Origin of the sequence: Micromonospora sp. NPDC049275, assembly GCF_043197115.1 — a bacterium.
Lineage (GTDB): Bacteria > Actinomycetota > Actinomycetes > Mycobacteriales > Micromonosporaceae > Micromonospora.
Map to the genome: position 1 here is coordinate 519,277 of NZ_JBICSN010000002.1, position 24,672 is coordinate 543,948.

A 24,672-nucleotide genomic window follows, 5' to 3' on the forward strand; every position below is an offset into this window, starting at 1 on the left:
GGGGTGGTCAGTACCGCAGTGCGGCGAGGAAGTCGAAGCCGACACGGGCGGTGTCCAGGGCGTCGGCGGGAGCGCGCGGCGTGGTGCCCGCGTCGTCGCGCTCCACGATGTACTCCTCGATGCCCGCCTCCCGCTCGTGGGCGAAGATCCGGCCGAAGTCGATGACGCCGTCGCCGAGGTCCGCGAAGCCACCCTCGACGTCCAGGTCCTTGACGTGCACCTGGCGGATCCGGCCGCGGTTGGCCCGGATCACGTCGACCGGGTCGTGGGCTCCTCGCCAGGTCCAGTACAGGTCGAGCTCGAAGTGGACCAGCCGGGGATCGGTCTGGCCGGTGAGGATCTCGAAGCCGGTCGAGCCGTCGGTCAGCGGCACGAACTCCAGCTGGTGGTTGTGGTAGCCGAAATCGAGCCCGGCACGCTCGGCCAACCGGCCCGCCTGGTTGAGATCCCGGGCCAGGGCACGGTAGACGGCCGGGTCACGGTACGCACGCCCCTCGGCGTCCCGACCGAAGTACGGGTGGACGATCTTCTTGCTGCCCACCGTGTTGGCGTCCGCGAGGGCGCGTTCCCAGGTCGCGGCGTCGAACGGCTGTGGGATGGCGGTGTGCCCGGAGGTGGCGCGCAGCCCGGCCGCGTCCAGCGCGGCCCGGAACTGCGCGGCCGTACGCCCCACGAAGCCGGCGTGCTCCACCCGCCGGTAGCCGATGCGGCGCAGGGCGGTCAGGGTGCCCGGCAGATCGGCGGCGAGCTGGTCGCGCAGCGTGTAGAGCTGGATGCTGATGCGGTCCACCGGCACCCGACGTCGACCGTGGGACTGACCGGCCGTGTCGCCGGCCGGCGCGGCGTTGGCCGGGCCGGCGAGGAGCCCGGCGGCACCGACGGCGGCCGCCGAGACGGTCGCGGCCCGGAGCAGCCCGCGTCGACTGAGCGCCTCGGAGGTCACTGTCGGCGTCGAGCGGTTGGTCTGGTGATCCATGGTGGTGGTCCCTTCCTGACGGCTGGTGTGCCGTCGGCAACTGTCGACCGGCTGCCGTTGCCGGGGCGCGCCGAACCGGCCGGAGGCAACGCTCCGGCTGGACGGTGAGGACGACGCGTGGCTGCGGTCGGCGCCCCTCAGGGGGACCGCGGCCGACCCGGCAAGGGAGGCAGGCAGGCTGATCGACGAATGGGCAACCTTCTATCTGAAAGCTGACCTTACCCTTGCCTTCGGACAAAGGCAAAGCTCGGCCTCGATGAGCAGAAGTTTCGCTCCAAATGACAAAAGTCCTCCCAGCAGGTGCGGCGGCCGCCCACCCCCGTCCCACGCGCGCGCCACCCCGTGTCCGCCCCGCCCTCCGCGCCCGCAGCCCCCACGTCCGGGGCGCGGGGCGCGGAGCGCAACTCAACTCGTGCAACGGCGGCCATAGGTGCGGGCGTGGCGGGGTTCGGGTGGGACCGGACGTTGCGGGTCGGGTGCCGTGCCGGAGTGCGGAGCGTGCCGAGAGGCGGCACCAGTGCGCTTATCTCGTCAACGGCGCAGCGTCGGAAAATGCGCCGATAAATGCGCCGCCGATTATTTCCGAATGCCCTGGATACTCCTGTCGGGGCCGACAGAATGTGGCAGAGGGAAGCCGAAAACGGGGGGACTGAAGATGACGTCTAGGCGGCGATTGACGCTGTTGGCGGTAACTATCGCAGCCGCACCGCTCGTGCTGGTCGGGTGCACCGCCGACCGGGACTCGGCGGCCGGGCCGGCGAAGGGACACGCCGCGGCGCCGGAGCTCAGCGTGACACCGGGGGACAAGACCCGCGACGTGCCGGTCAGCGCCGAGGTCGGCGCGACGGTCAGGGGCGGACGGGTCACCGCTGTCCGGCTCACCGACGACAAGGGTGTGCAGGTCAAGGCGGAACCGCGTGAGGACGGCTCGGGTTGGGTGCCGAGCGCTCCGTTGCAACCTCGGCGTACGTACACCGCGGAGGTGACCGCGACCGGTGACTCGGGTGCGACCACGACGCGGACCACCACCTTCACCACGATGGCCAAGTCCACGAAGCCGCAGATCACCAGCACCCTCTATTTTGTCGGCAACCGGACGTACGGCACGGCGATGCCGGTAACCGTGGCGTTCGACCCGGCAATTCCGAAAGAGGCCAGGGCGGATGTGCAGCGGCGGTTGTTCGTGAAGACCAATCCGCCGCAGCCGGGCGCCTGGTCATGGCTGGACGACGGAAGTCAGGTCTATTACCGGGCACCCGATTTCTGGCGGCCGGGCACGACGATCAGTGTCCGCGCCGGGCTGGAGGGCTTGCCGATCGGCAAGAACCTGGTCGGGGATGCCGAGCGGAACGCCAGCTCGAAGATCGGAAAACAGGTGTCCCTGGAGATCGACAACGCCACGAAGCAGATGACGGTGCTGCGCGACGGCAAGCAGGTCCGTCGTATCCCGGTGAGCCTGGGCAAGCCGAGCACGCCCAGTTCCAGCGGCAAGATGGTGATCATGGAGAAGCACGAGCGGACCACCTTCGACACCCGGGGTGAGCCGAACGGCGGCTACGTGGTCGACGTCGATGACGCCCAGCGGCTGACGTGGGGTGGTGAGTTCATCCACTCGGCCCCCTGGTCGGAGGGCGAGCAGGGCTACACCAACACCTCGCACGGCTGCGCGAACGTCTCCGCCACGGCAGCGGACTGGCTGATGGGGGTGACCCAGGTCGGTGACCTGGTCACCGTCAAGGGCACCGAGGTCGACCTGCAACCGGGCAACGGCTGGACGGCGTGGAACGTGAGCTGGGACGAGTTCGTCAAGGGCAGCGCCCTGCCGGTGCCGTCCGGGCTCAAGCCCGCACCGGTCGCCCCGGCGCACCCGGGCGCGGTGGCCGGCGGGTCACCCGCGCCGGCGCCCTCGGTAAGCGGTCGCTGACACCAGGCGCCAAGACACCAGGCGCCAAGACACCGGACACCGAGGCGCCGGGCGCCGAGAGACCGGACAACGGGCCGACCCACCTTCGCGGTGGGTCGGCTCGTTCACCGCGGAAGCACCCGGCCGCGTCGGGGTCGGCCACCGCCCGACACGCGCCGGGTGGGCGTCAGGCGTTCACGCCAGGGGTACGCGGGCCACGCCGGGCCCGATGAGGCTGCCGAGCCAGAGCTGGTCGCCGTGTTGTCGTACCCCGGTGATCATCGAGTAGGTGCCGGACGGGCCGTGCAGCGTACGACGGACCGCGCCCTCGCCGTCGACAAGCGCGACCAGCCCGTAGCGGCGCGGCTGCGGCTGCATCGCGTCGGGCAGCAGCGCGGCGAGCTGGCGCAGCCGCGGGTGCGGCAGCAGACGTTCGGCGATGGGCACCCGGGGACTGGGGAGGGCGATCCAGTACGTCCCGTCGCCCACGGCGGAGAGATTGTCCGGGTACGCGGGCAGATCGGCGAGCACCCGTATCCCGCCGCGCAACTCCACGCGCAGCAGTCGGTGGGTGGTGGTTTCGACAAGCATGAGTGCCGACTCGTCGGGGGTCAGCGCGATCCCGTTGGGAAAGTACAGCCCGTCGGTCACCACCTCGGTGCGTCCGGTGCCCGGGTGATGGGCCAGCACGCGGCCGTTGGGGCGGTGCTCCAGCAGGTCCCGCTTCCAGTGCGAGACCGGGAAGCGGTCCGACGAGTCGGTGAAGTAGACGGTGCCGTCGCGGGCGACCGTCGCGTTGTTGGCCAGGTGCACGGGCGGCGCCGTCCCGGTCAGCTCGTGGACCGCCCCGTCCGGCGTGACCCGCAGCAACCCCCGGTACGCGTCGCAGACGATGAGCGCCTCCCCGGACGGGTCCGCCTCGATGCCGAGAGGCCGGCCACCGGTCTCGGCCAGCAGCCGGGGCCGGGTGCCGGCCGGCGCGTCGGCCGGCCACCACCAGAGGTTGCCGTCCTCGTCGCCGCTGATGACCCGACCGCCCGCGTCGACCAGCACGTCCTCCGGCCCGACGGCCCCCTCGGGCAGGGGTAGGAGGTCGACCTGGTCGAGCCGGCGGTCCGTGGCCGCCCACGGGCCGCTGAACGGAGGCGGAACGGTGGCCGGTTCGCGGACGGGCCGGATCAGCCGTGGCGGCCGAGGCCGGGGGATCACCATCGGCTCATTCTCCACCGCCGATGCCCGGTGAACCCGAAGCGTCGTACACGCGGCGCGCCACCGGGCCGTTCGGTCGACCGCGAGGCCCCTGGCCTCCACCCCTAGGGGGATGAGGGGCACCTCGGGGGATGACCCTGGACGTACCCGGAATCACTCCGCAGAGGGGCGAAACTGTCGGTGGTGGGGGCTAGATTTCACGTCATGGTAGAGCGCAGCGACCGGATCGACGTGCAGGTCAGCGTGGGTGACAAGGTGGTCCAGGTGCGGGTGGCCGGCGAGGTCGACATCGCCACCGTCGCCGTGTTCCGGGCCGCCCTGTGGTCCGCGCCGGCGCGGCCGGTCGTGCAGTTGGAGCTGTCCGGGTTGCGCCTGCTCTCCGCGGCCGGGGTGCGCGCGTTGCTCGCCGCGCATCTGCGCGTCCGGGCCCGGGGCGGCGAGCTGGTCGTGGTCGATCCCACCCCGGTAGTTGCCCGGGTGCTGCGCGCGACCGGCCTGCACCGGGTGATGCCGATCCTCGAGCCCGCCCGGGTGGTCGAGGCCGCTCGTCGCCCGGTGCCTGTCGACCTGGTCGAGGCCAGCGCCAGCCTGCCGGCCGCTGCCGGCGGCCTGGCGCTCGCCGCCTGAGGCCGACCGCGCGCCAGGGGCCGCCGGCATCGAGCCGAACGGCCCCCGTCAGGGTCGATCAGCGCACGCCGAGCAGGTCGACGACGAAGACCAGCGTCTCGCCCGGCTTGATGACGCCGCCGGCGCCGCGGTCGCCGTATCCCAGGTGCGGCGGAATGGTGAGGCGGCGGCGGCCGCCGACGCGCATCCCGGCCACGCCCTGGTCCCAGCCGGCGATGACCTGACCGCCGCCGAGCGGGAACTCGAACGCCTCGCCCCGGTTCCAGGACGAGTCGAACTCGCCGCCGGTGGAGTGCGACACGCCGACGTAGTGCACGCTCACCAACTGACCCGGCTCGGCCTGCGGGCCGTCGCCCACGGTGATGTCCTCGGTCACGAGGTCGGCCGGCGGCGCACCCTCGATCGGACCCACCTCGGGCTTGCCCGATCGGGCACCTGCTGCCTGGTTCATGCGGGGATCTCCTGCCGTGTTGGGTGATGTGTCCGGTCACCGTCGATCCTGCCGGATAGCGCGTCACCGATGTGCGGCGGACCCGCCACCGGCCCCGACACGACCACCGGACCACCGATGTGCGGGGCCGGCGGGGCACACGTCACGGCGGGCGTCACGGGTGGACCGGCTCGATCCGGGCCGTCACGTCGAGGTGTGCCGGTTGGCAGCCGGCCGTCGTGGCGAACCGGCGTACCGCGTCGTGGACGTGCTCGCGGACTCCGGCGGCGCGGGCGTCGCCGGTCAGGTCCACCCGGATCCACACGTCGGGGCGCGGTGGCGTGCCGGTGAGCACCACCCGGGCCCGGTGCACCCCAGGCGCGCGCAGCAGGTCCCGTTCCAGCGCGCGGACGAGCACCTCGGTGGCCAGGCGGGTACGACCGCCGTGTCGTCCGGGTCGGCTCAGCGTGCCCCGCAGCGCGCGGTCGGGTCGGCGCAGCGTCCGGTGCAGCAGGCGCTGACCGGCGACGGCGGTCAGGAGCCCGGCGACCGCCGCGGCCAGGGTGCTCCAGGGCGTCGCGAGCCGCCACGCGTCCGTCAAACCGCCGCCCAGCAGGACCGCGTCGGAGTGGCCGCCCGGCAGCGCGCCGGAGCCGGCCGCCAGCGCCGTCACCCCGACGGCCACCAGCAGCAGCGCGACGATCGTCCACAGCAGGCGGTGCGCGGCATCGGTCATGCCGGCCGCCTGCGGGGCAGCAGTCGGATCTCGACGCGCTCGGTGCGTGGCGAGGCGAGCTGACGCAGCTCCTGGCGGACGGCGAACTCGACCTCGGCTCGGGCCGTCGGGTCGCCGGAGGCGCGCAACCGGGGCCGCCAGCGGTCGCCGTGGCGTCGGACCCGTACCCGGGTTCCGCGTACGCCGGGCACGGTGTCCGCCGCGTCGGTCAGCCGGCGTTCCACGCACCGTCGGTGCAGGTGCCAGCCGTCGCGCTCGTCCACGCGCAGTCGGACCGGCGTCCACCGGCGCAGTTGGGCGGCCAGGACGACCAGACCCAGCAGGACGGCGACGCCGGCCACTGCCCGCACTTCCGGATCGTGCCACCGGGTGGTGGTCAGCGCGTCGTACCAGCCGGGGCGGATGAGCAGCGCCGTCGGGCGGCCCAGCGTGACCAGCAGCGCCTGCGCGGCCAGCAGGACGCCACCGGCGAGCAGGACGAGGGCCAGCAGCGCGGTGGCCACCCGGTTCGCGGTCGCCGTGGTCAGCTCGGGGCGTACGACAGGTGGACGCGGCGCGGTGTCGTCGTCGGAGCCGGGCATCGCCAGGTCCCGCACGGTGATCGTCACCGCGGCCACCGCGTGGCCGGTGCCGGCGAGCACCTGCTCGGCGACCGTCCGGCGGACCGCGTCGGCGACGGCGGGCACGCGGTGGCCGTACTCGATGGTGAGGTGCAGGTCGAGGCCCACGGACCGGTCGTCCACGCGGACGGTGGTCGGACGGACGTCGGACACGCCCGGCACCCGACCGGCCGCGTCGGTAGCGATCCGCCCGACCTCCAGCGCCGCGCCGCTGTCGCCCACCGTCCGCGTCTCGGCGGGACGCGACCCACCGCCGCCGAGCGGGTCGGCGCTCGCTGTGGAACGGGTGGCGGCGGGTCGCGGGGAAAGTCGGTGGTGCCGTCCCGCTCGCTTCGGGTTCGGTCGGCGGCGAATGGTCGGATCACCGGCCGGGCGCTGCTGGCGCGGGCTTTGCGTCCGGGGTCGGCGAGGAGCCGGCCCGCTCGCGGCGCGGGTGCCGGACTGCTGACGCGACATGCTCTGACCTCCCAGCCGGTCCGTTGCGGGCGACCTCGCTGGATACACCTCGTCGGGTGTCCTGGAACACGAGTCGCATGTGATCCAGGTCACAGATGCTCCTTGGACGCTGGCGTCGTTCGGTGACCCTTGGCACGCTTCTACAACGTTGTAAGACATGCGTCGTCCGCCCGAGGAGGCCCCGATGCGCGAATCCCCGGCTCAGTCAGCGGCACCCGCCACGCACCCCGCGGCCGACGGCGACGTTCCGGTCGAGGCACTCGGCGACCTCTACCGAGACGGCATCACGGCCTGTCGGGGCGCCTTCGACCCGGCCTGGGTGGACCAGGTCGGCAGGGACGTGGCCACCGCGTTCGAGGAGGCGCGCTCGCGACCCGACGGCGCGGTCGGACGCGGCCCGCAACGGTGGTACGTGGAGATCCATCCGGAGCAGCTGACCGGTTTCGTCGAGCTGGTCACCCATCCGTGGGTGGTGTCGGTCTGCCGGGCGGTCCTCGGCGACGATTACGAGATCGTCGAGCTGGGCTTCGACACCCCGTTTCCCGGGGCCGCGATGCAGCCCTGGCACCGGGACTTCCCGATGCCCGTGGCTACCCGGCGGCAGCGGCGGCTCACCTCGCTGGCGTTCAACCTGACCACCGTCGACACGGTGGAGGAGATGGGGCCGTTCGAGATCGCCCCGGGCACGCAGTGGGACGACGGGGCCGACTTCGACCACGGGATGTTCCCGCCCCGGGAGCGCTACCCCCGCTACCAGCAGCGGGCGGTACGCAAGTACCCGCAGCGCGGTGACATCTCGGCCCGGTCGGCGCTTACCGTCCACCGCGGCACGCCTAACGTCTCCTCCTCGGCCCGCCCGGTGCTGGTGCTCGGCGTCGACGCGCCCGGCGCGGGAAACGCCGCGCACCACGACATGGCCGTCACCCGGGCGTACTGGGAGCGGCTGTCCCCTGCCGTCCGGGAGCACCTGCCCTGCCCGGTGGTGGACCGGCTGGAGCCGATCCGGCAGAAGCACACCATCGAGGGCCTGGTGATGGGCGCCGCGGAGTAGACGCACCGGCGACCCCGGCTCGCGCGCCGGCGGGGCGCGCGGCGTCGCCGGCCTTGACTTCCGACGTCGATCGGAGCGAGGATCCAGTGACGTTTATCGATGACGGGGGTCGTTGATGAGGAACCGGGTCGTCTCTCTGGCCGTCGCCGCGCTCGCCGCCGCCTCGGGTGTTCTCGCCGTGGTCGTCCCGGCGTCCGCCGCCAGCGGGTGTGCGGCGCAGCTCCAGGTCGGCTTCCAGTACCCGTCGATGCTGCGCGGCGACCTCAGGGTGCTGAGCGTCGGCCAGCCACTCACGGAGTGGACGTTGACCTTCCCGCTGCGCTACCCGACCGAGCAGATCAAGAACGTCGACGGTGTGCGCTGGGAACAGCACGGCGGTGAGGTCACGATCCGCAACCGACCCGGTGTCACGTTGCCGGCCGACGAGCAGCAGTTCTTTCCCTTCGTCATGACGCGCGGGGTCCGGACCGGCCTGCCGCAGAACTTCACGCTCAACGGCGTCACCTGCACGACCGTGCTGCCTCCGCGCCCGCCTCCGTCGACCCCGCCGCCGGTCTCGCCGAGCCCGCGGCCGACCGGGTCACCCAGTCCCGTTCCCGACCCGAACCGGCCGTCCGTCGCGATCATCAGGCCGGAAGACGGTGACCACTTCTTCGCCCCGGCCACCATCAACGCGGAAGCCGTCGCCACGCCCGCGCCCGGCCGGCGGATCACCCGCGTCGAGTTCTTCGGCTGGGGCACCGGGGTGGACCGCACCTCGCTCGGTACCGACACGACCGCGCCATACACCGCCCAGTGGCGTGACCTGCCGGCTGGCTCCTACTACCTGCACGCCCAGGCGTACGACGACCAGGGCGCGACGCGGTGGACCGACGTGAACCCGTCCGTCCGCGTGTTGACACCGGGCGAGGAGCGGCAGGCGCCCTACGTCAGCGTGGTGCGCGACCAACTCTGGGGCATCTCCCCGGTCGTCGACGCGGCAGCCCCCCGACGGCTGACGCCGCTCGTGCGCACCGGTGCGGAGGCCCGCTGCGTGCGGGGGCGCGGCATCTGGGACGGCCCGGTCGACGACGCCGCCGTGGCCAGGCTCGCCGCACGCGGCGTCCAGGCGGTGTACGTCCCGCTCAACGAGGCCTGCTGGCTCGGCCTGTCGTACGTGGACCCCCGCTTCGGCGGCGAGCGGTACCGGCAGGAGATCGTCGCGTACACGCAACGCTTGACGGTCGCCGGCATCACGCCCATCCTCGCTCTCGGCTGGAGCCACGGCCGCTACACCGGGCCGGGGGCGACCTGCCGGGACGAACGTGCCGTCTGCGCCAAGCCGGCACCCGACCTCGAGTACGCCCTCGACTTCTGGCAGAGCGTCGGTCGGACCCTCTACTACGGCGAGACGGTGATGTTCGACCTGTTCTCGGCACCGTACCCGGATCGGGCGATCGCCGACCCGGCCCTCGCCTGGAAGTGCTGGCGTGACGGTGATGTGGCGTGTTCCGCGCTCGGCTATCCGGCGGTCGGCATGCAGCAAATGCTGGTCGCGCTCCGGGTAGGAGGTTCGAGCGGTGTGCTGCTCGCCAGTGGCCTGAACGGCGGCAACGACCTGTCCCGGTGGGCCGAGAACGTGCCGGAGGACATGGTCCACAACGTCGCGGCGGCCTGGCGGCCGGCAGCGCCCGGGGCCTGTCACCCGCCGGCCCTGCCGCAGGCGCCCGTCGTCGTCACGGCGGTCTGCCGTTAGCGCACGGGCACGGCGCTGCGGCAGCCGGCCGGGCCGGTCCGCCGGGACGGGTGATCGACCGCCTAGACTCGGCGCGGTTCGACCGACCGGCGGATGGATCAGGCAGATGACGAGCAGCGACGACCGCGGCTGGCTGCGGGCGATGCCCGCCAATGGTGGACGCGACGCGCTGTTCGACCGCGCCGGCCACCTGGTGTACGGGACGCGCCGGCTCAGCGAGCTGGTGCAGGGGCGGCCGCCCGGCGTCACTGGCAGTCAGTGGGGTTCGGCCAGCCGGACGGCGTTCGACCTCGTGGTCTGCGCCACCGACACCGGACGGCCCGTCGTCGCCGTGGCGATCGGCCCGATCCCGCCGGCCGGGTCGGCCGAACAGCGCGCCGAGCGCCTCACCGACGCCGTGAGCGCCGCCGTCGGGCTGCCCGTGCTGCGCATCGGCTCACCGACGCTGCGGGCCGCGGAACACGGCCGGCACCTGGTGGAGTACGTGCTCGACGCGCGGGCGTACGTGGCGGGCGCCGCCGTGGCGGGCGGTGACGACGAGCCCGCCCCGGTGGGCTTCCGCGACATCCTCGGGCGGCTTCCCGATGGCCGGACCGGCCCGGTGAACGACCTCGGCGCGCTGACCCGTGCGGCGGCGGTGGAGGCGTACGTGGCCGGGCAGCTCGCCGACCCGATCGTGCGCGGGCTGCACGTGCACTGGGCCGAGGGCCCGGCGCAGGGCTGGAGCTGGGTTCAGGTGCGTCCGGACGCCTGCCTCGTCGAGCGGGTGTCGGTGACCGCGCAGCGCTTCTCCTGCGGCGTCGACGCGGCCCGGCTGGCCGAGGACCTGGCGACCGTCGCGGTGGGTGAGCGGCTGCGCGCCGCGCGACCGGACGGCCCGGACCTGTTGGCGCGCGCGGACCTCACCACGGAGATCGTGGCGCTGAGCCGCCGCCGCGACGAGCTGGTGGGCGGTTTCGCGTTCGACCACCTCTGCGCGGACTGACCGGCCGCTTTTCCTGCTGAAACCCTGCTCCGCACCCGATCCGCTCGGGGGCGGAGCAATTTTCTGTGCGCCTGTTGAACCTTCCCCGCCGCCGTCCCGTACTCCTGCGCGAACGAAGAGGATCTCCCCAACCGCGTCGACCGGACGCGGGAGACGGTGCGGAAAGGGCATCGTCGGCCATCGACACGTTACCGGGTAGGTCGCGGTGGTCGCCGCCGTGGCGTGCCATCTATCCGTCGGTCCGCCGAGGGCAGGAATCCACTACCGGATCGAGAAGGAGAGCAATTCGATGCGCAGGTCCACTCGGGCGCGCCGGTCACCCGGCATCGCGCGGAGCAAGCGTCTGCTGGCCGTTGTCGGCACGCTCGTGGTCTTCGGCGGAGTAGTCGCCGTCACCCAGATCTCGTCGGCCCAGGACCGGCGGACGAACAAGCCTCGACCGGTCGCCGGCCAGTGCGTGGAGCCGAGCCCGGGCTCGACCGCGCCGAGCGGCGCCTCGACCAGCCGTACCTGGCAGAACGGCCGCTGGGTGCGCAACCACTGGGGTGACGGTCAGGAGTCGGTGGCGGAGTGCGAGGACGGCAAGGACGGCACGGTGGGCACCGGCTCGGCCGTCGCCTGTCCCGATGTGGCGGCCAAGCTGCCGCAGGTGCCGGATCGGGCGCGAGCCGAGGTCGACCGTAATCTCGCGCAGTTGCAGACCCAGATCGCCGAGGCCGATCGCCGGTTGGCCGCCGAGGGCAACAAGGGCGCCGCGTTCATCCGCAATGCGATCCTGCAGCCGCTGGCCGGCAAGCGTAAGGCGGTGCTGGACCGGATCACGACGGCTATCGACCGGGTCGGTCCGCGCCCGCAGGGTTTGGCGCAGCTCGCCGAGTGTCAGGTGCAGCCCACCGGTAACAACAACGGGGGCGGGAACAACAACGGTGGGAACACCGGCGGTGGCAACAACAACGGTGGGAACACCGGTGGCGGAAACAACGGTGGTGGCAACAGCGGCGGAAACAATGGCGGCACCGCTCCCGGCGCGGGACTGGGCGTGCTGGCCAACGACTGCGACGAGAGCAAGTTGGAGGCGCACGACGGTTTCCAGAAGGGCAACCGGTGCGTGAGCACCGAGTTCGGTGAGGTCGGCGCCGCCGCCAACAACCCGTCGCTGCTGATCACCCAGTTCCCGCAGCAGGTCGGTCGCAACCAGCCCTTCACCCTGCGGGTCAGCACCAAGAACCTGGTTCGTGACCGCTTCCTCGCGGCCGGTCAGGGCGGGTACTACGTGGAGAGTTCGCTGCTCAACGCCCAGGGCCTGGTCCGGGGTCACTTCCACACCGCCTGCCGGATGCTGGACAGCCTGACCGCGCCGCCGGAGCCGCAGGAGGTGCCGGCGTTCTTCGTCGCCACCGAGGACGGCCGCGGTGGCGCCCAGCCGGACGAGGTGACCATCCAGATTCCGGGCCTGCCGGAGTCGGGTACGGCGCAGTGCTCGGTCTGGGCCGGTGACGGCTCGCACCGTCTGCCGATGATGGAGCGGGCGAACCAGACCCCTGCCTTCGACTCGATCCGCATCAACGTGAACTGATTCGACAGTCGGCCGGCCAGTCAGGGCGAACAGCCCCGGCTGGCCGGCCGCGCACACAGCGACGGGGTCCCACCGGAAACGGTGGGACCCCGTCACTGTGTGCCGCGTGTCAGCGACTCTTGTACGCCTCGACGACCTCGACCGGGATCCGGCCCCGCTCGGAAATCTTGTAGCCGTTCTTGACGGCCCATTCGCGGATCGCCCGGTTCTGCTCGCGGTCCATTCCGGCGCCGCTGGGGCGCCCCGGCCGCCGAACTGTCCGCGTGTTCTCCACCGGACCTCGACCGATCCGCCGACCCGCATTGATGTACGGGTCCAGAGCCTTACGCAGGACGCCGGCATTCTCGTCCGAGACGTCGATCGTGTAGGCCACGCCGTCGAGACTGAACTCGACCGTCCGGTCGGCCTTCCCGCCGTCGAGGTCGTCGGTCAGCACCGTGATTACTTTTCTCGCCATTGCCGATTACTCCCTGTAGGTGGCGGGATGTGTCCAAAGTCTGACCTATCAACCGGGTAATCCGCAACAATACGCGTCCCATTCATTTCGGCGCGTCGCGATTGCATGGCGTACAAAACCGTGAACCGCCGCGGAATCGCAGGCCTCGGGGGCCGCGTCAATCGGTAAGCAGGCCGGCGTGTCCGGCGATGGCCGCCGCCTCCGCGCGGTTGGAAACCCGCAGCTTGCGCAGCAGCGCCGCGGTCATCCGTTTCACGGTCCGTTCCGATACGTGCAGTTCCTCGGCGACGTCGACGGTGCTGCGACCGGCGGCGATCGCCCGCAGCAGGCGACGCTCCTCGGCGTCCAGGTCGACAGACGCGGCGCGGGCGGGGCCCAGCAGGGCGCGCAGTAACTCCGCGGGCAGCACCGCCCAGCCGTCGAGGATGGCGAGCAACGGGGGCAGCAGCTCCTCCGGTTCGCTTGTCTTCGGCAGGAACCCCTCGGCGCCGGCCCGCAACGCCTCGAGCGCCGGTGCCGGGTCGGTGGAACCGGACATGGCGACCACCCGTACGCGTGGAGTGGTCCGCCGGATGGCCGCCACCGCGCGGATCCCGCCGGGTGGTGGCATGTGCAGGTCGACGAGCGCCAGGTCGGGGTGACAGCGGCTGACCAGGGCGGCGGCCGCGGCGGCGTCGCCGGTCGAGCCGACCACCTCGGCGCGTCCGTCGGTGGTCACCGGAAGCAGCAGCTCGAGGCCGCGGACGAAGAGGGGGTGGTCGTCCACGACAGCGGCCAGCGCCGAGCAGTGGTCTGGGTCACACCTCGGAACAAGGGGAACGCTTTGTTACTTGAGTGAGACACGCTCAACTCAACGCGATAGCAGGTGTTCGATGGCAACTCTTCCGGTACTTCCCCTGACCGACGCCGTGCTGCTGCCCGGCATGGTGATCCCGGTGACCCTCGACCCGACCACCCAGGCCGCCATCGACGCGGCACGGACGACCGGCGACCGCAAGCTGCTGGCCGTGCCGCGCATCGACGGCGAGTACGGCCCGGTCGGCGTGGTCGCCACCATCGAGAAGGTCGGCCGGCTGCCCGACGGTGAGCCCGCCGCCGTGGTCCGTGGCCTGTCCCGGGCCCGGATCGGCTCCGGCGTGCCCGGCCCCGGCGCGGCCCTCTGGGTCGAGGCGACCGAACTCGACGAACCCGCTCCCGCCGGCAAGGCCCGGGAACTCGCCCGCGAGTACCGCGCCCTGGTGACCTCCGTGCTCCAGCAGCGCGGCGCCTGGCAGGTCATCGACGCGGTGGAGCGGATGACCGACCTGTCCGAGCTGGCCGACTCGGCCGGCTACGCGCCCTGGTTGACCCTGGAGCAGAAGACCGAGCTGCTCGCCGCGCCGGACGTCACCGCCCGGCTGGAGCTGCTGGTCGGCTGGGTGAAGGACCACCTGGCCGAGCAGGAGGTCACCGAGCAGATCAACAGCGACGTCCGCGAGGGCCTGGAGAAGTCGCAGCGGGAGTTCCTGCTGCGCCAGCAGCTCGCCGCCATCCGTAAGGAGCTGGGCGAGGACGAGCCGGACGGCTCGGCCGACTACCGCTCCCGGGTCGAGAGCGCCGAGCTGCCGGACAAGGTCCGCGAGGCGGCGATGCGCGAGGTCGGCAAGCTGGAGCGGGCCAGTGACGCCTCACCGGAGGCCGGCTGGATCCGCACCTGGCTGGACACCGTGCTGGAAATGCCGTGGGGTACGCGTACCCAGGACAACACCGACCTGGCCGCGGCCCGGGCGGTGCTCGACGCCGACCACGCCGGCCTGGCCGACGTGAAGGACCGCATCCTGGAGTACCTGGCCGTGCGCAACCGCCGGGCCGAGCGCAACCTCGGCGTGGTCGGCGGTCGCGGCTCCGGCGCGGTGCTGGCTCTCGCCGGCCCTCCCGGGGTCGGCAAGACCAGCCTGGGCGAGTCCGTGGCTCGGGCGCTCGGGCGCAACTTCGTCCGGGTGTCGCTCGGCGGCGTCCGCGACGAGGCGGAGATCCGCGGGCACCGGCGCACCTACGTGGGCGCGCTGCCCGGTCGGATCGTGCGCGCGCTGCGTGAGGCCGGTTCGATGAACCCGGTCGTGCTCCTCGACGAGGTGGACAAGCTGGCCGCCGGTTACGCGGGCGACCCGGCCGCCGCCCTGCTGGAGGTGCTCGACCCGGCGCAGAACCACACCTTCCGGGATCACTACCTGGAGGTCGACCTGGACCTGTCCGACGTGCTGTTCCTGGCCACCGCCAACGTGGTGGAGTCCATCCCCGGCCCGCTGCTGGACCGGATGGAGCTGGTCACCCTGGACGGCTACACCGAGGACGAGAAGGTCGCCATCGCCCGTGACCACCTGCTGCCCCGGCAGCGGGAGCGGGCCGGTCTGACCGCCGACGAGGTGGAGATCGCCGACGAGGCGTTGGCGCTGATCGCGGGGGAGTACACCCGGGAGGCCGGTGTCCGGCAGCTCGAACGGGGCCTGGCCAAGATCCTGCGCAAGGTGGCGGTGACGCTGGCGACCGACCCGTCGCCGGTACGCGTCGACACCGACAACCTCACCGGCTACCTGGGGCGGCCGAAGTTCACCCCGGAGTCGGCCGAGCGCACCGCCGTGCCCGGCGTGGCCACCGGCCTTGCCGTCACCGGCGCCGGCGGGGACGTGCTCTTCATCGAGGCGACGAGCATGGAGGGCGAGCCGGGCCTGACCCTGACCGGCCAGCTCGGTGACGTGATGAAGGAGTCGGCGCACATCGCGCTGTCGTACCTGCGCTCCAACGGGCGTCGGCTCGGCATCGACCCGAACGCCCTGGCGGGACGCCGGATCCACCTGCACGTCCCGGCGGGCGCGGTGCCCAAGGACGGTCCCAGCGCCGGCATCACCATGGTGACGGCCCTGGCGTCGCTTGTCACCGGCCGCCCGGTCCGCCCGGAGTTCGGGATGACAGGTGAGGTGACGCTCTCCGGTCGGGTGCTGCCGATCGGTGGGGTGAAGCAGAAGCTGCTCGCCGCGCACCGGGCCGGCCTCACCGAGGTGATCATCCCGGCGCGCAACGAGCCGGACCTGGACGACCTGCCGACCGAGGTGCGCGAGGCGCTGACCGTGCACACCCTGGCCGACGTGGCCGACGTGCTCGCCCTGGCGCTGCGCCCGGCCGACGTCCAGGCGCTCGACGGACCGGCGCTCTTCACGGTCTGACTTCCGAGCCCAGTGACCCCCGCCGTCCTCCGACGGCGGGGGTCATTGATGTTCGCGCATGAGGGGCTACAGTCCGCGGGAACCCTCAACCACCTCTCCGCCGCGAGGCGGTGTCCCCGGAGGTAACCCCCGTGAACCTGGTGCTCTGGATCATCCAGATCCTGCTCGCCGTCGTCTTCGTCGGCGCCGGCCTGGCCAAGCTGACCCAACCCAAGGAGAAGCTGCGCGACCGGATGGCCTGGGTCGATCCGGTCCCGCCGTCGCAGGTCAAGGCCCTCGGCGCGGTCGAGGTGCTGGCCGCCGTCGGGCTCGTGCTGCCGGCTCTGACCGGCATCGCCACAGTGCTCACGCCGCTGGCCGCCGTCGGGCTGGTCATCGTCATGATCGGCGCCATCCTGGTGCACCTGCGCGACAGGAAGAAGCGCGACACGGAGGCCGAGCGTCGTACGGAGCTCCAGGGCGCGATCACCTGCGCGGTGCTGCTCGTCCTCGCCGCGGTGGTCGCCTGGGGCCGCTTCGGGCCGTACTCCTTCTGAGCTGACGCGCCGGCGACCGTCGTACCCCGGCGGTCGCCGGCGGCGCGCTCAGCGCCCCTCGCCGCCGCGGTCGCGACGGACCGTGGCCTTGCGGCCCTTGATGGTGCTGGAACGCAGCCCGGAGATCACCTCGTCGGCCACCCCCTGCGGCACCTCCACCAGGGAGAACCGGTCGGCGATCTCGATCGAGCCGATGTCCCGGCCGCGGATCCCCGTCTCGCCGGTGATGGCGCCGACCAGGTCCTGCGGGCGGACCCCCGCGCGCCGACCCAGCCCGACGAAGACCTGGACGGTGTTGCCGCCACCCGAACGGGGCCGACCCCCGCCGCGCCGGTCGCCGCCCCGGCCGCCGGCCTCCGGCCGGCCCTCGCGCGGGCCGCGCACCGGCGCCTGCGGGATCTCCTCCTCGTCGTCCGAGCCCGGGGACGTCACCTCGTGCGCCAGCTTCACCGCGGCGAGCGCGACCTCCATCAGGTCGAACTCGTCGGTGAGCGTCTCCACGATCACCCGGAACGGGTCGAGGTCGTCCTCCAGCAGGCTCTCCCGCAGCGCCGCCTGGGTCAGCTCCAGCCGGCGGGTCCGCATGTCGGCCACGGTCGGGATCTTGTCGATGGTGATCCGCTGGCCGGTGACCCGCTCGATGGTCTTGAGCATCCGGTGCTCGCGCGGCTCGGCGAGGGTGATCGCCACGCCCTCCCGGCCGGCCCGGCCCACCCGGCCGATCCGGTGCACGTACGACTCCGGCGCCGACGGCACGTCGTAGTTGACCACGTGGGTGAGCTGCTCGACGTCGAGCCCGCGGGCCGCCACGTCGGTGGCCACCAGCAGGTCGGCGGTGCCCGCCCGCAGCCGGCCCATCACCCGGTCGCGCTGCTCCTGGCTCATCCCGCCGTGCAGCGCCTCGGAGCGGTAGCCCCGGCCGTTCATCGTCTCGGTCAGCCGGTCCACCTCCTCGCGGCTGCGGCAGAACACGATCGCCGCCGTGGGCGACTCCACGTCGAGGACGCGGCCCAGCGCGGCCGGCTTGTGCGCGCGCGTCACGATGTACGCGCTCTGCCGCACCCGGGGCGCCTCGCCCGCGACCGTCTGCTCCCGGCCGATCTCGATCCGGACCGGCTCGCGCAGGTGCTGGCGGGCCATCCCGTCGATGCGCGACGGCATGGTGGCCGAGAAGAGCACCGTCTGACGCTCGGCGGGAGCGTGCTCCAGGATCGCCTCGATGTCCTCGGCGAAGCCCATGTCGAGCATCTCGTCGGCCTCGTCGAGCACCACCGTGGCCAGGCCACCGAGGCGCAGGGTGCCCCGGGCGATGTGGTCGAGGGCCCGCCCGGGGGTGGCCACCACCACGTCGACGCCGCTGTCCAGTGCCCGCAACTGCCGCCCGATCGGCTGCCCACCGTAGATCGGCAGCACCCGCGCGCCCAGGTCCTTGCCGTAGCGGTGGAACGCCTCGGACACCTGCACCGCCAGCTCCCGTGTCGGCACCAGCACCAGCGCCACCGGGTCCCCGCCGTCGCGGTGCGCCGACATCCGGTTCAGCAGTGGCAGCGCGAACGCCGCCGTCTTGCCGGTGCCGGTGGCCGCCTGACCCAGCAGGTCCCGACCGTCGAGCAGCGGCGGGATGGCTTCTCGCTGGATCGGGGTGGGCTCCTCGTAGCCGAGGGCGGACAGCGCGCCCAGCAGCTCGGGACGCAGCCCGAGCTCGGTGAAGGCGTACACCTCTTCGGCGTCGGCGGGGGCGGCGTCGATCGGTGCGTCGGTCGGTGCGTCGTGCTGTGCAGGTGCGGAACTCATGGGTCAAGCCTTTCATCACGCCGTCGGGGCCGCTGCGCCGACCGGCACAAGAGCGCCCCCGGGCCGCCCGCGGATCTTGTCGGCGGGCGGCTCGGCGGGTCAGGTGGTGGTCAGGATCGCCAGGATCATCATCCCGCCGAGGGCGGTGTCGAGCACGCCGCAGAACTCGGCGTACCCGCGCGGCACCACCCGGCCGGTGCGGTGGTTGACCAGGTCCCACCCGGCGTGCACCAGCCACCCGAACGCCACCAGCCACGCGGCGGTCCGCCCGCCGGCCGCGACCGCGACAAGCGTCACGGCCACCCAGACGACCAGGCCGGCGAGTTGGGTGGCGAGCACGCCCGGCCCGCGCAGCGTCCGCCGGGCCACGCCGATCAGCAGGTACCCGCCGGGCAGCACCAGCATCGTCCACGGGCTGAGCACCATCGGGTCGACCCACAGGTCCGCGGTCAGCAGCAGCGCGAGTCCGGCCGGCCAGCGGCGGGCGAGCGCCACCACTGCCGGGTGGCGGCGTATCACCGCCGGTGGTTCGTACCGGTGGCGCAGCACCACCAGCACCATGGCCGGCACCATCAGCAGATGTCCGCCGAGCAGCACGGCGTCGCCGTCCAGCAGACCGGCCCAGAACGGTACGAGCAGCAGCAGGAACGGTACGTACATCGCGGCGGCCATCTCGCCGACCCCGCGCCAGTGGTGCGCCCGGTAGCGCATCCACACAGTCATGCCGACTGTCATGTTCGTGGCCATCACCAGGGCGGCCACCTCCGGCCGGGCCAGTGCGCCGGCAACGCCCAGGGCCGTGCCGGCCATCTCCCAGAGCGGCCCGAGCAGCACCATCCCGGCGACCATCGCCAGCGCCATCTCGGCGAGATGCCACAGCAGCCGCCGCGTGCCGTGGGAGGGTGCCGACTGCGCGGTGGGCAGCGACCCGGGCTGCCGTACGGGGCTTGCGGTGTCCGCGTACATCCGTGTCTTCTCCATGCCGTTGACCCTGCCGGGGTTCCGGTGCGAGGGGCAGGCGCGTCCGTCACGGGAAAGCTGCGCGGCGCGCACGGTCCGACCGTGACAACTCGCACGGGTGGGTCGTGCGCCGGCCGGTCCTAGGATCGACGCGTGGCGAGCGAGACGGTGATTCCCCGGGCGGACCGCCGGCTGCACCGTGCTCGGCAGGCGACGCTGCTGTCGCTGGCCACCGGTGTGTGGGCGAGTGTGCTGCTGCCCGCGATCGGCCTGACCCGGGAGCCGGACCGCAGCCGCGTCGTGCTCGGCGCGGTCGGCATCCTCGCGTTCGCGGTCGCCCAGACCGCCGTGCTGTACGCGGCGGTCACCCCGTGGCTCGCGCAGCGGTGGCGACGCCGCGCCCAACTCGGTCTGATCGTCGTGGCGGCGCTGACCGTGCCGCTCGTCGCCCCGGTCGCGGCCGGGGTCTGGCCCACCTGGGCCTGGATCGGCGCCGCCCTGGTGGGGATGGCGCCGCTGCTGGTTCGCCTCCCGGGCGCGCTTGCGGTCACCGCCAGCACCCTGCTCGTGTCGGCGGCCGTGGCCTGGTGGACCGGCGGCTCCGTCGGCCGGAACCTGGCCGTGACGGGCGGGATCGGGGTGGGCGTGGCGGCGGTCAACTGGTTCCAGGTCTGGTTCTGGAGTCTGCTCGTGGAGGCCCGGCAGGGCCAGGCCGCCCAGGCCCGACTGGCCGCCGCCGAGGAGCGGCTGCGCTTCGCCCGTGACGTGCACGACGTGCTGGGGCACCACCTCACGGTGATCGCGTTGAAGGCCGAACTCGCCGCCCGACTGGCGCCTGTCGATCCGGTGCGGGCCGGTCGGGAGGCCGCCGAGGCGCAGCGACTCGCCGCGTCGGCGTTGGCCGAGGTCCGCGAGACCGTCCACGGGTACCGTGCGGTCGACCTCGGTGAGCAGCTGGCCGCCGTCGCGGGGGTGCTGCGGTCCTGCGGCGTGCGCTGCACGGTGCAGCAGCCACCGGTCGACCTGCCGCAGTCGGCCGCCGCCGAACTGGCGGCGGTGCTTCGCGAGGCCGGCACCAACGTGCTGCGGCACAGCCAGGCCCAATGGTGTCGCATCGACATCGACCGGGAGGACAGTGTGGTCAGGATGACTGTCGCCAACGACGGCGCCGACGACCGAGGACCGGACGAGCACAGCCACGGCCTGCGCGGCATCGCCGACCGGATCGCCGCGGTCGGGGGCGAGTTGCGGGTGCACCGCGAGGACGCGGTGTTCACCCTCGACATCACCGTCCCGGCGCCGTCGTGATCCGCGTCCTGCTCGCCGACGACGAGGACCTGATCCGCGTCGCGGTCGCCGCGCTGCTCGGCCTGGAACCGGACATCGACGTCGTGGCACAGGCCCCGGACGGACCGACGGCGGTCACCGCGACGCTCGCGCACCGCCCGGATGTGGCCGTTGTGGACCTGGAGATGCCCGGCCTGGATGGCATCGCGGTGGCCGCCGAGCTGACCCGCGTCCGTCCTGAGTGTGCGGTGGTGGTCCTCACCGGGCACGGCCGGCCGGGTCACCTGCGGCAGGCGCTGGCCGCCGGCGCGCGAGGATTTCTGCCCAAGGGAGCGCCGGGGAGCGCGCTCGCCGACGTGATCCGGCGGGTGCACGCCGGCGGCCGGTACGTGGACCCGTCGCTGGCCGCCGACGCACTGACCCTGCCGCCGTGCCCGCTGACCCCGCGGGAACTGGAGACGCTGCGGCTGGCCGAGTTCGGCGCACCGGTCGCGGTGATCGCCCGCCGGGTGCACCTGTCGACCGGCACCGTCCGCAACCACCTGTCCGCGGCCGTGCAGAAGCTCGGCGCGACCGACCGGGCCGAGGCGGTGCGTACCGCCCGGGACAGCGGCTGGCTCTGACCCTTCGGCTGCCCTCTGCTCTGCCCGGTTACCGGCATCGCGCCCAGGCGACGAACCGGTCGTCGAGGTCGGCCGGCTTCGTGCCGTGGCACTGCCCGGCGGCCTCGTCCCGCAGGGTCATCAGGTAGGCCACCAGGGCCGACCGGTTCTCGCGGTACTCACCGAGGAGGCTCAGCTTCGCGGCCGAGCAGGGCCAGGCGATCCCGCACGACTGGCAGCGCCAGGTGGGGCGGGTCGCCAGATGGGGGAGGCGTCGACCCCTCACCAGGACGCCCCTGTCCGCGATGAGTTCCGATCCGGACGGCGCTCAGGCCTGACGGACAGCCACCGCAGCCCGTCCCGGAGGACGAACAACTCACGCTTCGCCACGGCCAGGCCGCCAGGGTCCAGCTCGTACCCCTCGACCCACGTCCATCCGTGATAGGTGTGGCGGTCGGTCAGCTCCCGAACGACCCGCAGGGTGAGCGGGCGGACGAACTGCGGACTCGCGGCACGGGTCAGGTACAGGACGTCCCCGACTCTGATCGTGCGGGCATTCTGCACAACACCGTCCGACACGTCTCTCTCCTTGTCACCTCTGGAAGGGGGCGCCCCGGCTGCCAGCCCGAGGGCGCCCCCGCGAAGACCGCCCCCGGCAAGCGCCCTAGAAGCGGTCCCACTCGCCTTCCACCCTGGACAGGAGACGCCTACTCTCGGAAGTCGAGAGCAGACGTTGAGTGACGGCATGGACCGGGTGAAGGCTGCGGGCGGACGCTCGGCGGCGGCTGGCGGAACGTTGAAGGGGTGGTGAAGGCGAGTGCAGAGCGGCATCGGATTTCTGCTGGGAGAGTTACGTGCGGCGCGCGTTTCGCGGGGTGCCTCGCAGGAGGAATTTGGTCGCCTCATCCGCTATTCGGGCGCTCATGTGGGAAACGTCGAGAGCGGCCAGCGTCCACTGAAGGTCGACTACGTGAGGGCCGTTGACCAAGCACTTCAGACCGGAGGGCTCTATATGAGGCTCTTCGAGAAAATGGGCGCCCCGATCTGGCTCCGCGAGTGGATCGAGGACGAGCAGCGGGCGGTGTCTCTTCGGTGGTTCGAGCCAGGATGGATACCCGGGCTCTTGCAGACAGAGGAGTACGCGCGGGTGACCCTCGTGGGCGAGTCGCTGACCGCAGAGGAGGTTGACCGCCTCGTGGCGTCCCGGCTTGGCCGGCAGGTACTCCTCGATCGGACCCCGCCACCGCTGGTGACGGTCGTTCTGGACGAGGCTGTCGTAGCTCGGTTTGCCGAGGGGCAGCGCGGGCTGATGGCGGCGCAGCTTCAGCACCTCGTCTCGATCGCCGAGAGGCCGAATGTCCAGGTCCACCTCGTCCCGGCGGGTGTGGGGATGTACTCGGGGCTGAGTGGACCATTCGTGCTTGCCAACCTGCCGGATGGGGGTCGAGTTGCCTGTGCGGACGGTCAGTTGGCCGCGACGATCACGGATCGGGTCCAGGACATTGCTACTCTTGAGAGCCGGTGGGAGCGGATTCGCGCCGAAGCCCTCCCGAGGCAGCAATCTTTAGAGCTGATGAGGAAAGTGGCGGAATCATGGACGTGACCGGCGCGCGGTGGCACAAGAGCACACGCAGTGGCAGCAACGGTGGCAACTGCGTGGAGGTCGCCGACAACCTTCCCGGCGTCGTCCTGGTTCGGGACACGAAGGACCGTGACGGCGGGACGCTTACCTTCGCGCCGCGGGCGTGGCGAGACTTCGTCGGCTTCGCGCGAGCCCAGCACTAGACGAGCAATTCCCAACCCTGGCTGGGGCGATGGGTGCAACCGGCGGCCCGCCGGCGGCCGGAGGTGACCGTCGGTCACCTCCGTTGGGGGCGGATGTGGTCGTGAGTGGCATACCGCAGAGTCATTGCGTCTCGCACCTCGACTGGATGTGCCGCCTTCGGTCTGGGCGGCGTCAGCCGATGAGAGCGACGGTCATTGGCACTCTGGCTCCCGACTGGTTTGACGGAGGCCGGCGGCGGGGCAAGCAAGCCTGCACCTGGGACGTGGTGAGGCGCCCCCGGACACGGAGGTTGTGATGCGCTGGCTGCTCATCCTTGTGATCGTCCTGCTGGTGATCGGCGCGATCTGGCTACCCCGCCGAGCGCGGGGAGCGGGCAGGTCCCTCCGCAACCACCTTGACGAGCGACGCTGATCCGAGCATCCCCGCCTGCTCCCGGAAGCCGGTCTCCGCCGGTCGGTGCCAGGGCAGGATCGCGCGCTGGGCGATAAGACCAGTCGCGCACTTATGTCCGAATTGGATGTAATGATGGGTTGATGCGCAGGTAGGTCGCGGCGGGTCCGGTCAATCCGGTGCGGTCGAGTGCCGTCGAACTGTTCTTCGACCTCGTCTTCATCTTCACCCTCGGCCGTCTGTCGTCGACCCTGGCCGAGGAGCCGAGCTGGATCGCCGCCCTCCACGCGGTGATCTTCCTGCTCGCGTTCTGGTGGATCTGGTACAACACCAACCTTGCCACTGACAGCCTCGACTGCGAACGTCCCATCGTGCAGGTTCTGATCATCTGCGTGATGCTCGGCAGCCTGCTGATGTCGATAAACGTTCCCGACGCGTTCGGCGATCAGGCCTTCGTCTTCGCGGGCGCGTACCTCGGGATTCACCTGGGCCGTACCCTGGTCATGGCCTTCTATCTACGAGGCACGCCTGCCTGGCGCCGGCCGGTCCGGGGCGTGATCTGGTATCTGCTGTCCGGGACGCTGTGGTTCGCCGGGGCCGCGTCCCACGGCACTGCGCGGGCCCTGTTCTGGATCTGCGCGCTGGCGATCGACTACGCGGCGCCGGTGTTGCGCTGGCGGGTTCCGGGGCTCGGCCGGGCCACCGCTGGGGAGTGGCGTCTCTCGGGCGACCATCTGGCCGAGCGGTACCGCCAGTTCATCATCCTGGCTCTCGGCGAGACGATCCTGGCCACCGGCAACTTCTACCGGGAGTCGTCGCGTGACCTGGAGGACACCGCTGCCTTCCTGATCACCTTCTGGACTGTCGTCTTCCTCTGGTGGACCTACTTCTACCGGACGACGACCAGCCTCGCCGTGAAGATCAACGTGGCCGTCGACCCGTACCGGGCCAACCTGCGGGCCGGCTACACCCACCTGCTGATGGTGGGGGGCATCCTGCTCACCGGCATCGGCGGGGAGCTGATGCAGAAGGCGCCCGGCGGGCGTATGTCGACCGGGAACGTGGTCGCGATCCTGGTCGGACCCCTGCTCTTCCTCGTCGGGCGGCTGATCTTCGAGGCGTGGGTGTTCGGCCAGTTGACGAAGTACTGCCTCGCGTCGGTGGTGGCCTGCCTGATCCTCAGCCCGGTGGCAGCACAACTTCCGCCACTGGCGGTGGGTCTGCTGGGCGCGGCGACCATCACCGTCGTCGCCGCGTTCGGCCTGACGATCCGGGCGCGGCTCGCCGGTGGGGTCAACCCCGCGGCCGGCGGCGGGGCCGGTCACCCGTACGGCCAGGGCCGTTCCCGTTAGC

25 protein-coding genes are annotated in these 24,672 nt (G+C 72.1%); 14 read left to right on the forward strand and 11 right to left on the reverse strand.

Annotated elements, in window-relative coordinates:
• Positions 1-7 precede the first annotated feature (7 nt).
• Entirely contained in the window at positions 8-976 is a 969-nt protein-coding gene (locus ACGFIE_RS07780; RefSeq protein WP_393292186.1) for a sugar phosphate isomerase/epimerase family protein, read from the reverse strand.
• A gap of 655 nt (positions 977-1,631) precedes the next feature.
• On the opposite strand from ACGFIE_RS07780, the gene ACGFIE_RS07785 reads away from it, so the two are divergent.
• Positions 1,632-2,900 carry an Ig-like domain-containing protein gene (locus ACGFIE_RS07785; RefSeq protein WP_393292188.1) on the forward strand — a complete coding sequence of 423 codons (1,269 nt, stop codon included), beginning with the start codon at positions 1,632-1,634 and terminating at the stop codon, positions 2,898-2,900.
• Between the two features lie 174 nt (positions 2,901-3,074).
• On the opposite strand, the gene ACGFIE_RS07790 is transcribed toward ACGFIE_RS07785, so the two are convergent.
• On the reverse strand, positions 3,075-4,091 hold the full coding sequence (locus ACGFIE_RS07790; RefSeq protein ID WP_393292190.1) for an SMP-30/gluconolactonase/LRE family protein: 1,017 nt from the start codon (positions 4,089-4,091) through the stop codon (positions 3,075-3,077).
• Positions 4,092-4,292: 201 nt separating this feature from the next.
• Here ACGFIE_RS07790 and ACGFIE_RS07795 point away from each other — a divergent pair, with 201 nt between their 5' ends.
• Positions 4,293-4,715, forward strand: a complete 423-nt coding sequence (locus ACGFIE_RS07795) for an STAS domain-containing protein (RefSeq protein WP_393292192.1) — start codon at positions 4,293-4,295, stop codon at positions 4,713-4,715.
• Between the two features lie 58 nt (positions 4,716-4,773).
• On the opposite strand, the gene ACGFIE_RS07800 is transcribed toward ACGFIE_RS07795, so the two are convergent.
• The 3 genes from ACGFIE_RS07800 to ACGFIE_RS07810 all read right to left on the reverse strand — a co-directional run bounded on the left by ACGFIE_RS07800 (position 4,774) and on the right by ACGFIE_RS07810 (position 6,723).
• The gene (locus ACGFIE_RS07800) at positions 4,774-5,166 is read right to left on the reverse strand and encodes an FKBP-type peptidyl-prolyl cis-trans isomerase (RefSeq protein ID WP_363688066.1); all 393 of its coding nucleotides are present in this window, start codon (positions 5,164-5,166) and stop codon (positions 4,774-4,776) included.
• Between the two features lie 154 nt (positions 5,167-5,320).
• A complete protein-coding gene (locus ACGFIE_RS07805; protein WP_393292195.1) occupies positions 5,321-5,881 on the reverse strand; it encodes a hypothetical protein in 561 nt (186 codons plus the stop codon).
• Positions 5,878-6,723 (reverse strand): Asp23/Gls24 family envelope stress response protein, encoded by an 846-nt coding sequence (locus tag ACGFIE_RS07810; protein ID WP_393292198.1) that lies wholly within the window; start codon positions 6,721-6,723, stop codon positions 5,878-5,880. Before ACGFIE_RS07810 ends, ACGFIE_RS07805 begins: the two co-directional genes overlap by 4 nt.
• A 418-nt stretch (positions 6,724-7,141) precedes the next feature.
• Between ACGFIE_RS07810 and ACGFIE_RS07815 the strand changes: the two genes are divergently transcribed.
• The 4 genes from ACGFIE_RS07815 to ACGFIE_RS07830 all read left to right on the forward strand — a co-directional run bounded on the left by ACGFIE_RS07815 (position 7,142) and on the right by ACGFIE_RS07830 (position 12,304).
• A complete protein-coding gene (locus tag ACGFIE_RS07815) occupies positions 7,142-8,008 on the forward strand; it encodes a phytanoyl-CoA dioxygenase family protein (RefSeq protein WP_393292200.1) in 867 nt (288 codons plus the stop codon).
• A 115-nt stretch (positions 8,009-8,123) separates the two neighbouring features.
• Positions 8,124-9,743 carry an Ig-like domain-containing protein gene (locus ACGFIE_RS07820; RefSeq protein WP_393292203.1) on the forward strand — a complete coding sequence of 540 codons (1,620 nt, stop codon included), beginning with the start codon at positions 8,124-8,126 and terminating at the stop codon, positions 9,741-9,743.
• A 106-nt stretch (positions 9,744-9,849) separates the two neighbouring features.
• Positions 9,850-10,728, forward strand: a complete 879-nt coding sequence (locus tag ACGFIE_RS07825; protein ID WP_393292205.1) for a hypothetical protein — start codon at positions 9,850-9,852, stop codon at positions 10,726-10,728.
• A 289-nt stretch (positions 10,729-11,017) separates the two neighbouring features.
• Positions 11,018-12,304: a hypothetical protein gene (locus ACGFIE_RS07830; protein ID WP_393292207.1), complete on the forward strand. Its 1,287-nt coding sequence runs from the start codon at positions 11,018-11,020 to the stop codon at positions 12,302-12,304.
• Between the two features lie 109 nt (positions 12,305-12,413).
• Here the strand turns inward: ACGFIE_RS07830 and ACGFIE_RS07835 are convergent, their stop codons facing one another.
• Entirely contained in the window at positions 12,414-12,761 is a 348-nt protein-coding gene (locus ACGFIE_RS07835) for an Lsr2 family protein (RefSeq protein WP_363688052.1), read from the reverse strand.
• A gap of 157 nt (positions 12,762-12,918) precedes the next feature.
• Positions 12,919-13,527: a response regulator gene (locus tag ACGFIE_RS07840; protein ID WP_393292210.1), complete on the reverse strand. Its 609-nt coding sequence runs from the start codon at positions 13,525-13,527 to the stop codon at positions 12,919-12,921.
• A 106-nt stretch (positions 13,528-13,633) separates the two neighbouring features.
• Between ACGFIE_RS07840 and lon the strand changes: the two genes are divergently transcribed.
• The gene (lon, locus tag ACGFIE_RS07845) at positions 13,634-15,964 is read left to right on the forward strand and encodes an endopeptidase La (RefSeq protein WP_393292211.1); all 2,331 of its coding nucleotides are present in this window, start codon (positions 13,634-13,636) and stop codon (positions 15,962-15,964) included.
• 131 nt (positions 15,965-16,095) lie between these two features.
• Positions 16,096-16,500 carry a DoxX family protein gene (locus tag ACGFIE_RS07850; RefSeq protein ID WP_393292213.1) on the forward strand — a complete coding sequence of 135 codons (405 nt, stop codon included), beginning with the start codon at positions 16,096-16,098 and terminating at the stop codon, positions 16,498-16,500.
• A gap of 48 nt (positions 16,501-16,548) precedes the next feature.
• Here ACGFIE_RS07850 and ACGFIE_RS07855 read toward each other — a convergent pair whose 3' ends face one another.
• A complete protein-coding gene (locus ACGFIE_RS07855) occupies positions 16,549-18,294 on the reverse strand; it encodes a DEAD/DEAH box helicase (protein WP_393292215.1) in 1,746 nt (581 codons plus the stop codon).
• Between the two features lie 99 nt (positions 18,295-18,393).
• The gene (locus ACGFIE_RS07860; RefSeq protein ID WP_393292217.1) at positions 18,394-19,275 is read right to left on the reverse strand and encodes a hypothetical protein; all 882 of its coding nucleotides are present in this window, start codon (positions 19,273-19,275) and stop codon (positions 18,394-18,396) included.
• Positions 19,276-19,407: 132 nt separating this feature from the next.
• On the opposite strand from ACGFIE_RS07860, the gene ACGFIE_RS07865 reads away from it, so the two are divergent.
• Both ACGFIE_RS07865 and ACGFIE_RS07870 read left to right on the forward strand, forming a co-directional pair.
• Complete coding sequence (locus tag ACGFIE_RS07865) at positions 19,408-20,562, forward strand: histidine kinase (protein WP_393292219.1); 1,155 nt, start codon at positions 19,408-19,410, stop codon at positions 20,560-20,562.
• Entirely contained in the window at positions 20,559-21,164 is a 606-nt protein-coding gene (locus tag ACGFIE_RS07870; RefSeq protein WP_393292221.1) for a DNA-binding response regulator, read from the forward strand. The genes ACGFIE_RS07865 and ACGFIE_RS07870 overlap by 4 nt, the downstream gene beginning before the upstream one ends.
• A 28-nt stretch (positions 21,165-21,192) precedes the next feature.
• On the opposite strand, the gene ACGFIE_RS07875 is transcribed toward ACGFIE_RS07870, so the two are convergent.
• Both ACGFIE_RS07875 and ACGFIE_RS07880 read right to left on the reverse strand, forming a co-directional pair.
• The gene (locus ACGFIE_RS07875; protein WP_393292223.1) at positions 21,193-21,429 is read right to left on the reverse strand and encodes a flavin reductase; all 237 of its coding nucleotides are present in this window, start codon (positions 21,427-21,429) and stop codon (positions 21,193-21,195) included.
• Complete coding sequence (locus ACGFIE_RS07880) at positions 21,426-21,722, reverse strand: hypothetical protein (RefSeq protein WP_393292225.1); 297 nt, start codon at positions 21,720-21,722, stop codon at positions 21,426-21,428. The genes ACGFIE_RS07875 and ACGFIE_RS07880 overlap by 4 nt, the downstream gene beginning before the upstream one ends.
• A gap of 238 nt (positions 21,723-21,960) precedes the next feature.
• Here ACGFIE_RS07880 and ACGFIE_RS07885 point away from each other — a divergent pair, with 238 nt between their 5' ends.
• The 4 genes from ACGFIE_RS07885 to ACGFIE_RS07900 all read left to right on the forward strand — a co-directional run bounded on the left by ACGFIE_RS07885 (position 21,961) and on the right by ACGFIE_RS07900 (position 24,671).
• Positions 21,961-22,746 (forward strand): helix-turn-helix transcriptional regulator, encoded by a 786-nt coding sequence (locus tag ACGFIE_RS07885; protein WP_393292227.1) that lies wholly within the window; start codon positions 21,961-21,963, stop codon positions 22,744-22,746.
• Complete coding sequence (locus ACGFIE_RS07890) at positions 22,737-22,928, forward strand: DUF397 domain-containing protein (protein WP_393292229.1); 192 nt, start codon at positions 22,737-22,739, stop codon at positions 22,926-22,928. Before ACGFIE_RS07885 ends, ACGFIE_RS07890 begins: the two co-directional genes overlap by 10 nt.
• A 295-nt stretch (positions 22,929-23,223) precedes the next feature.
• The gene (locus ACGFIE_RS07895; protein WP_363688022.1) at positions 23,224-23,340 is read left to right on the forward strand and encodes a twin-arginine translocase TatA/TatE family subunit; all 117 of its coding nucleotides are present in this window, start codon (positions 23,224-23,226) and stop codon (positions 23,338-23,340) included.
• A 158-nt stretch (positions 23,341-23,498) separates the two neighbouring features.
• Positions 23,499-24,671: a low temperature requirement protein A gene (locus tag ACGFIE_RS07900; RefSeq protein ID WP_393292231.1), complete on the forward strand. Its 1,173-nt coding sequence runs from the start codon at positions 23,499-23,501 to the stop codon at positions 24,669-24,671.
• Position 24,672 lies beyond the last annotated feature (1 nt).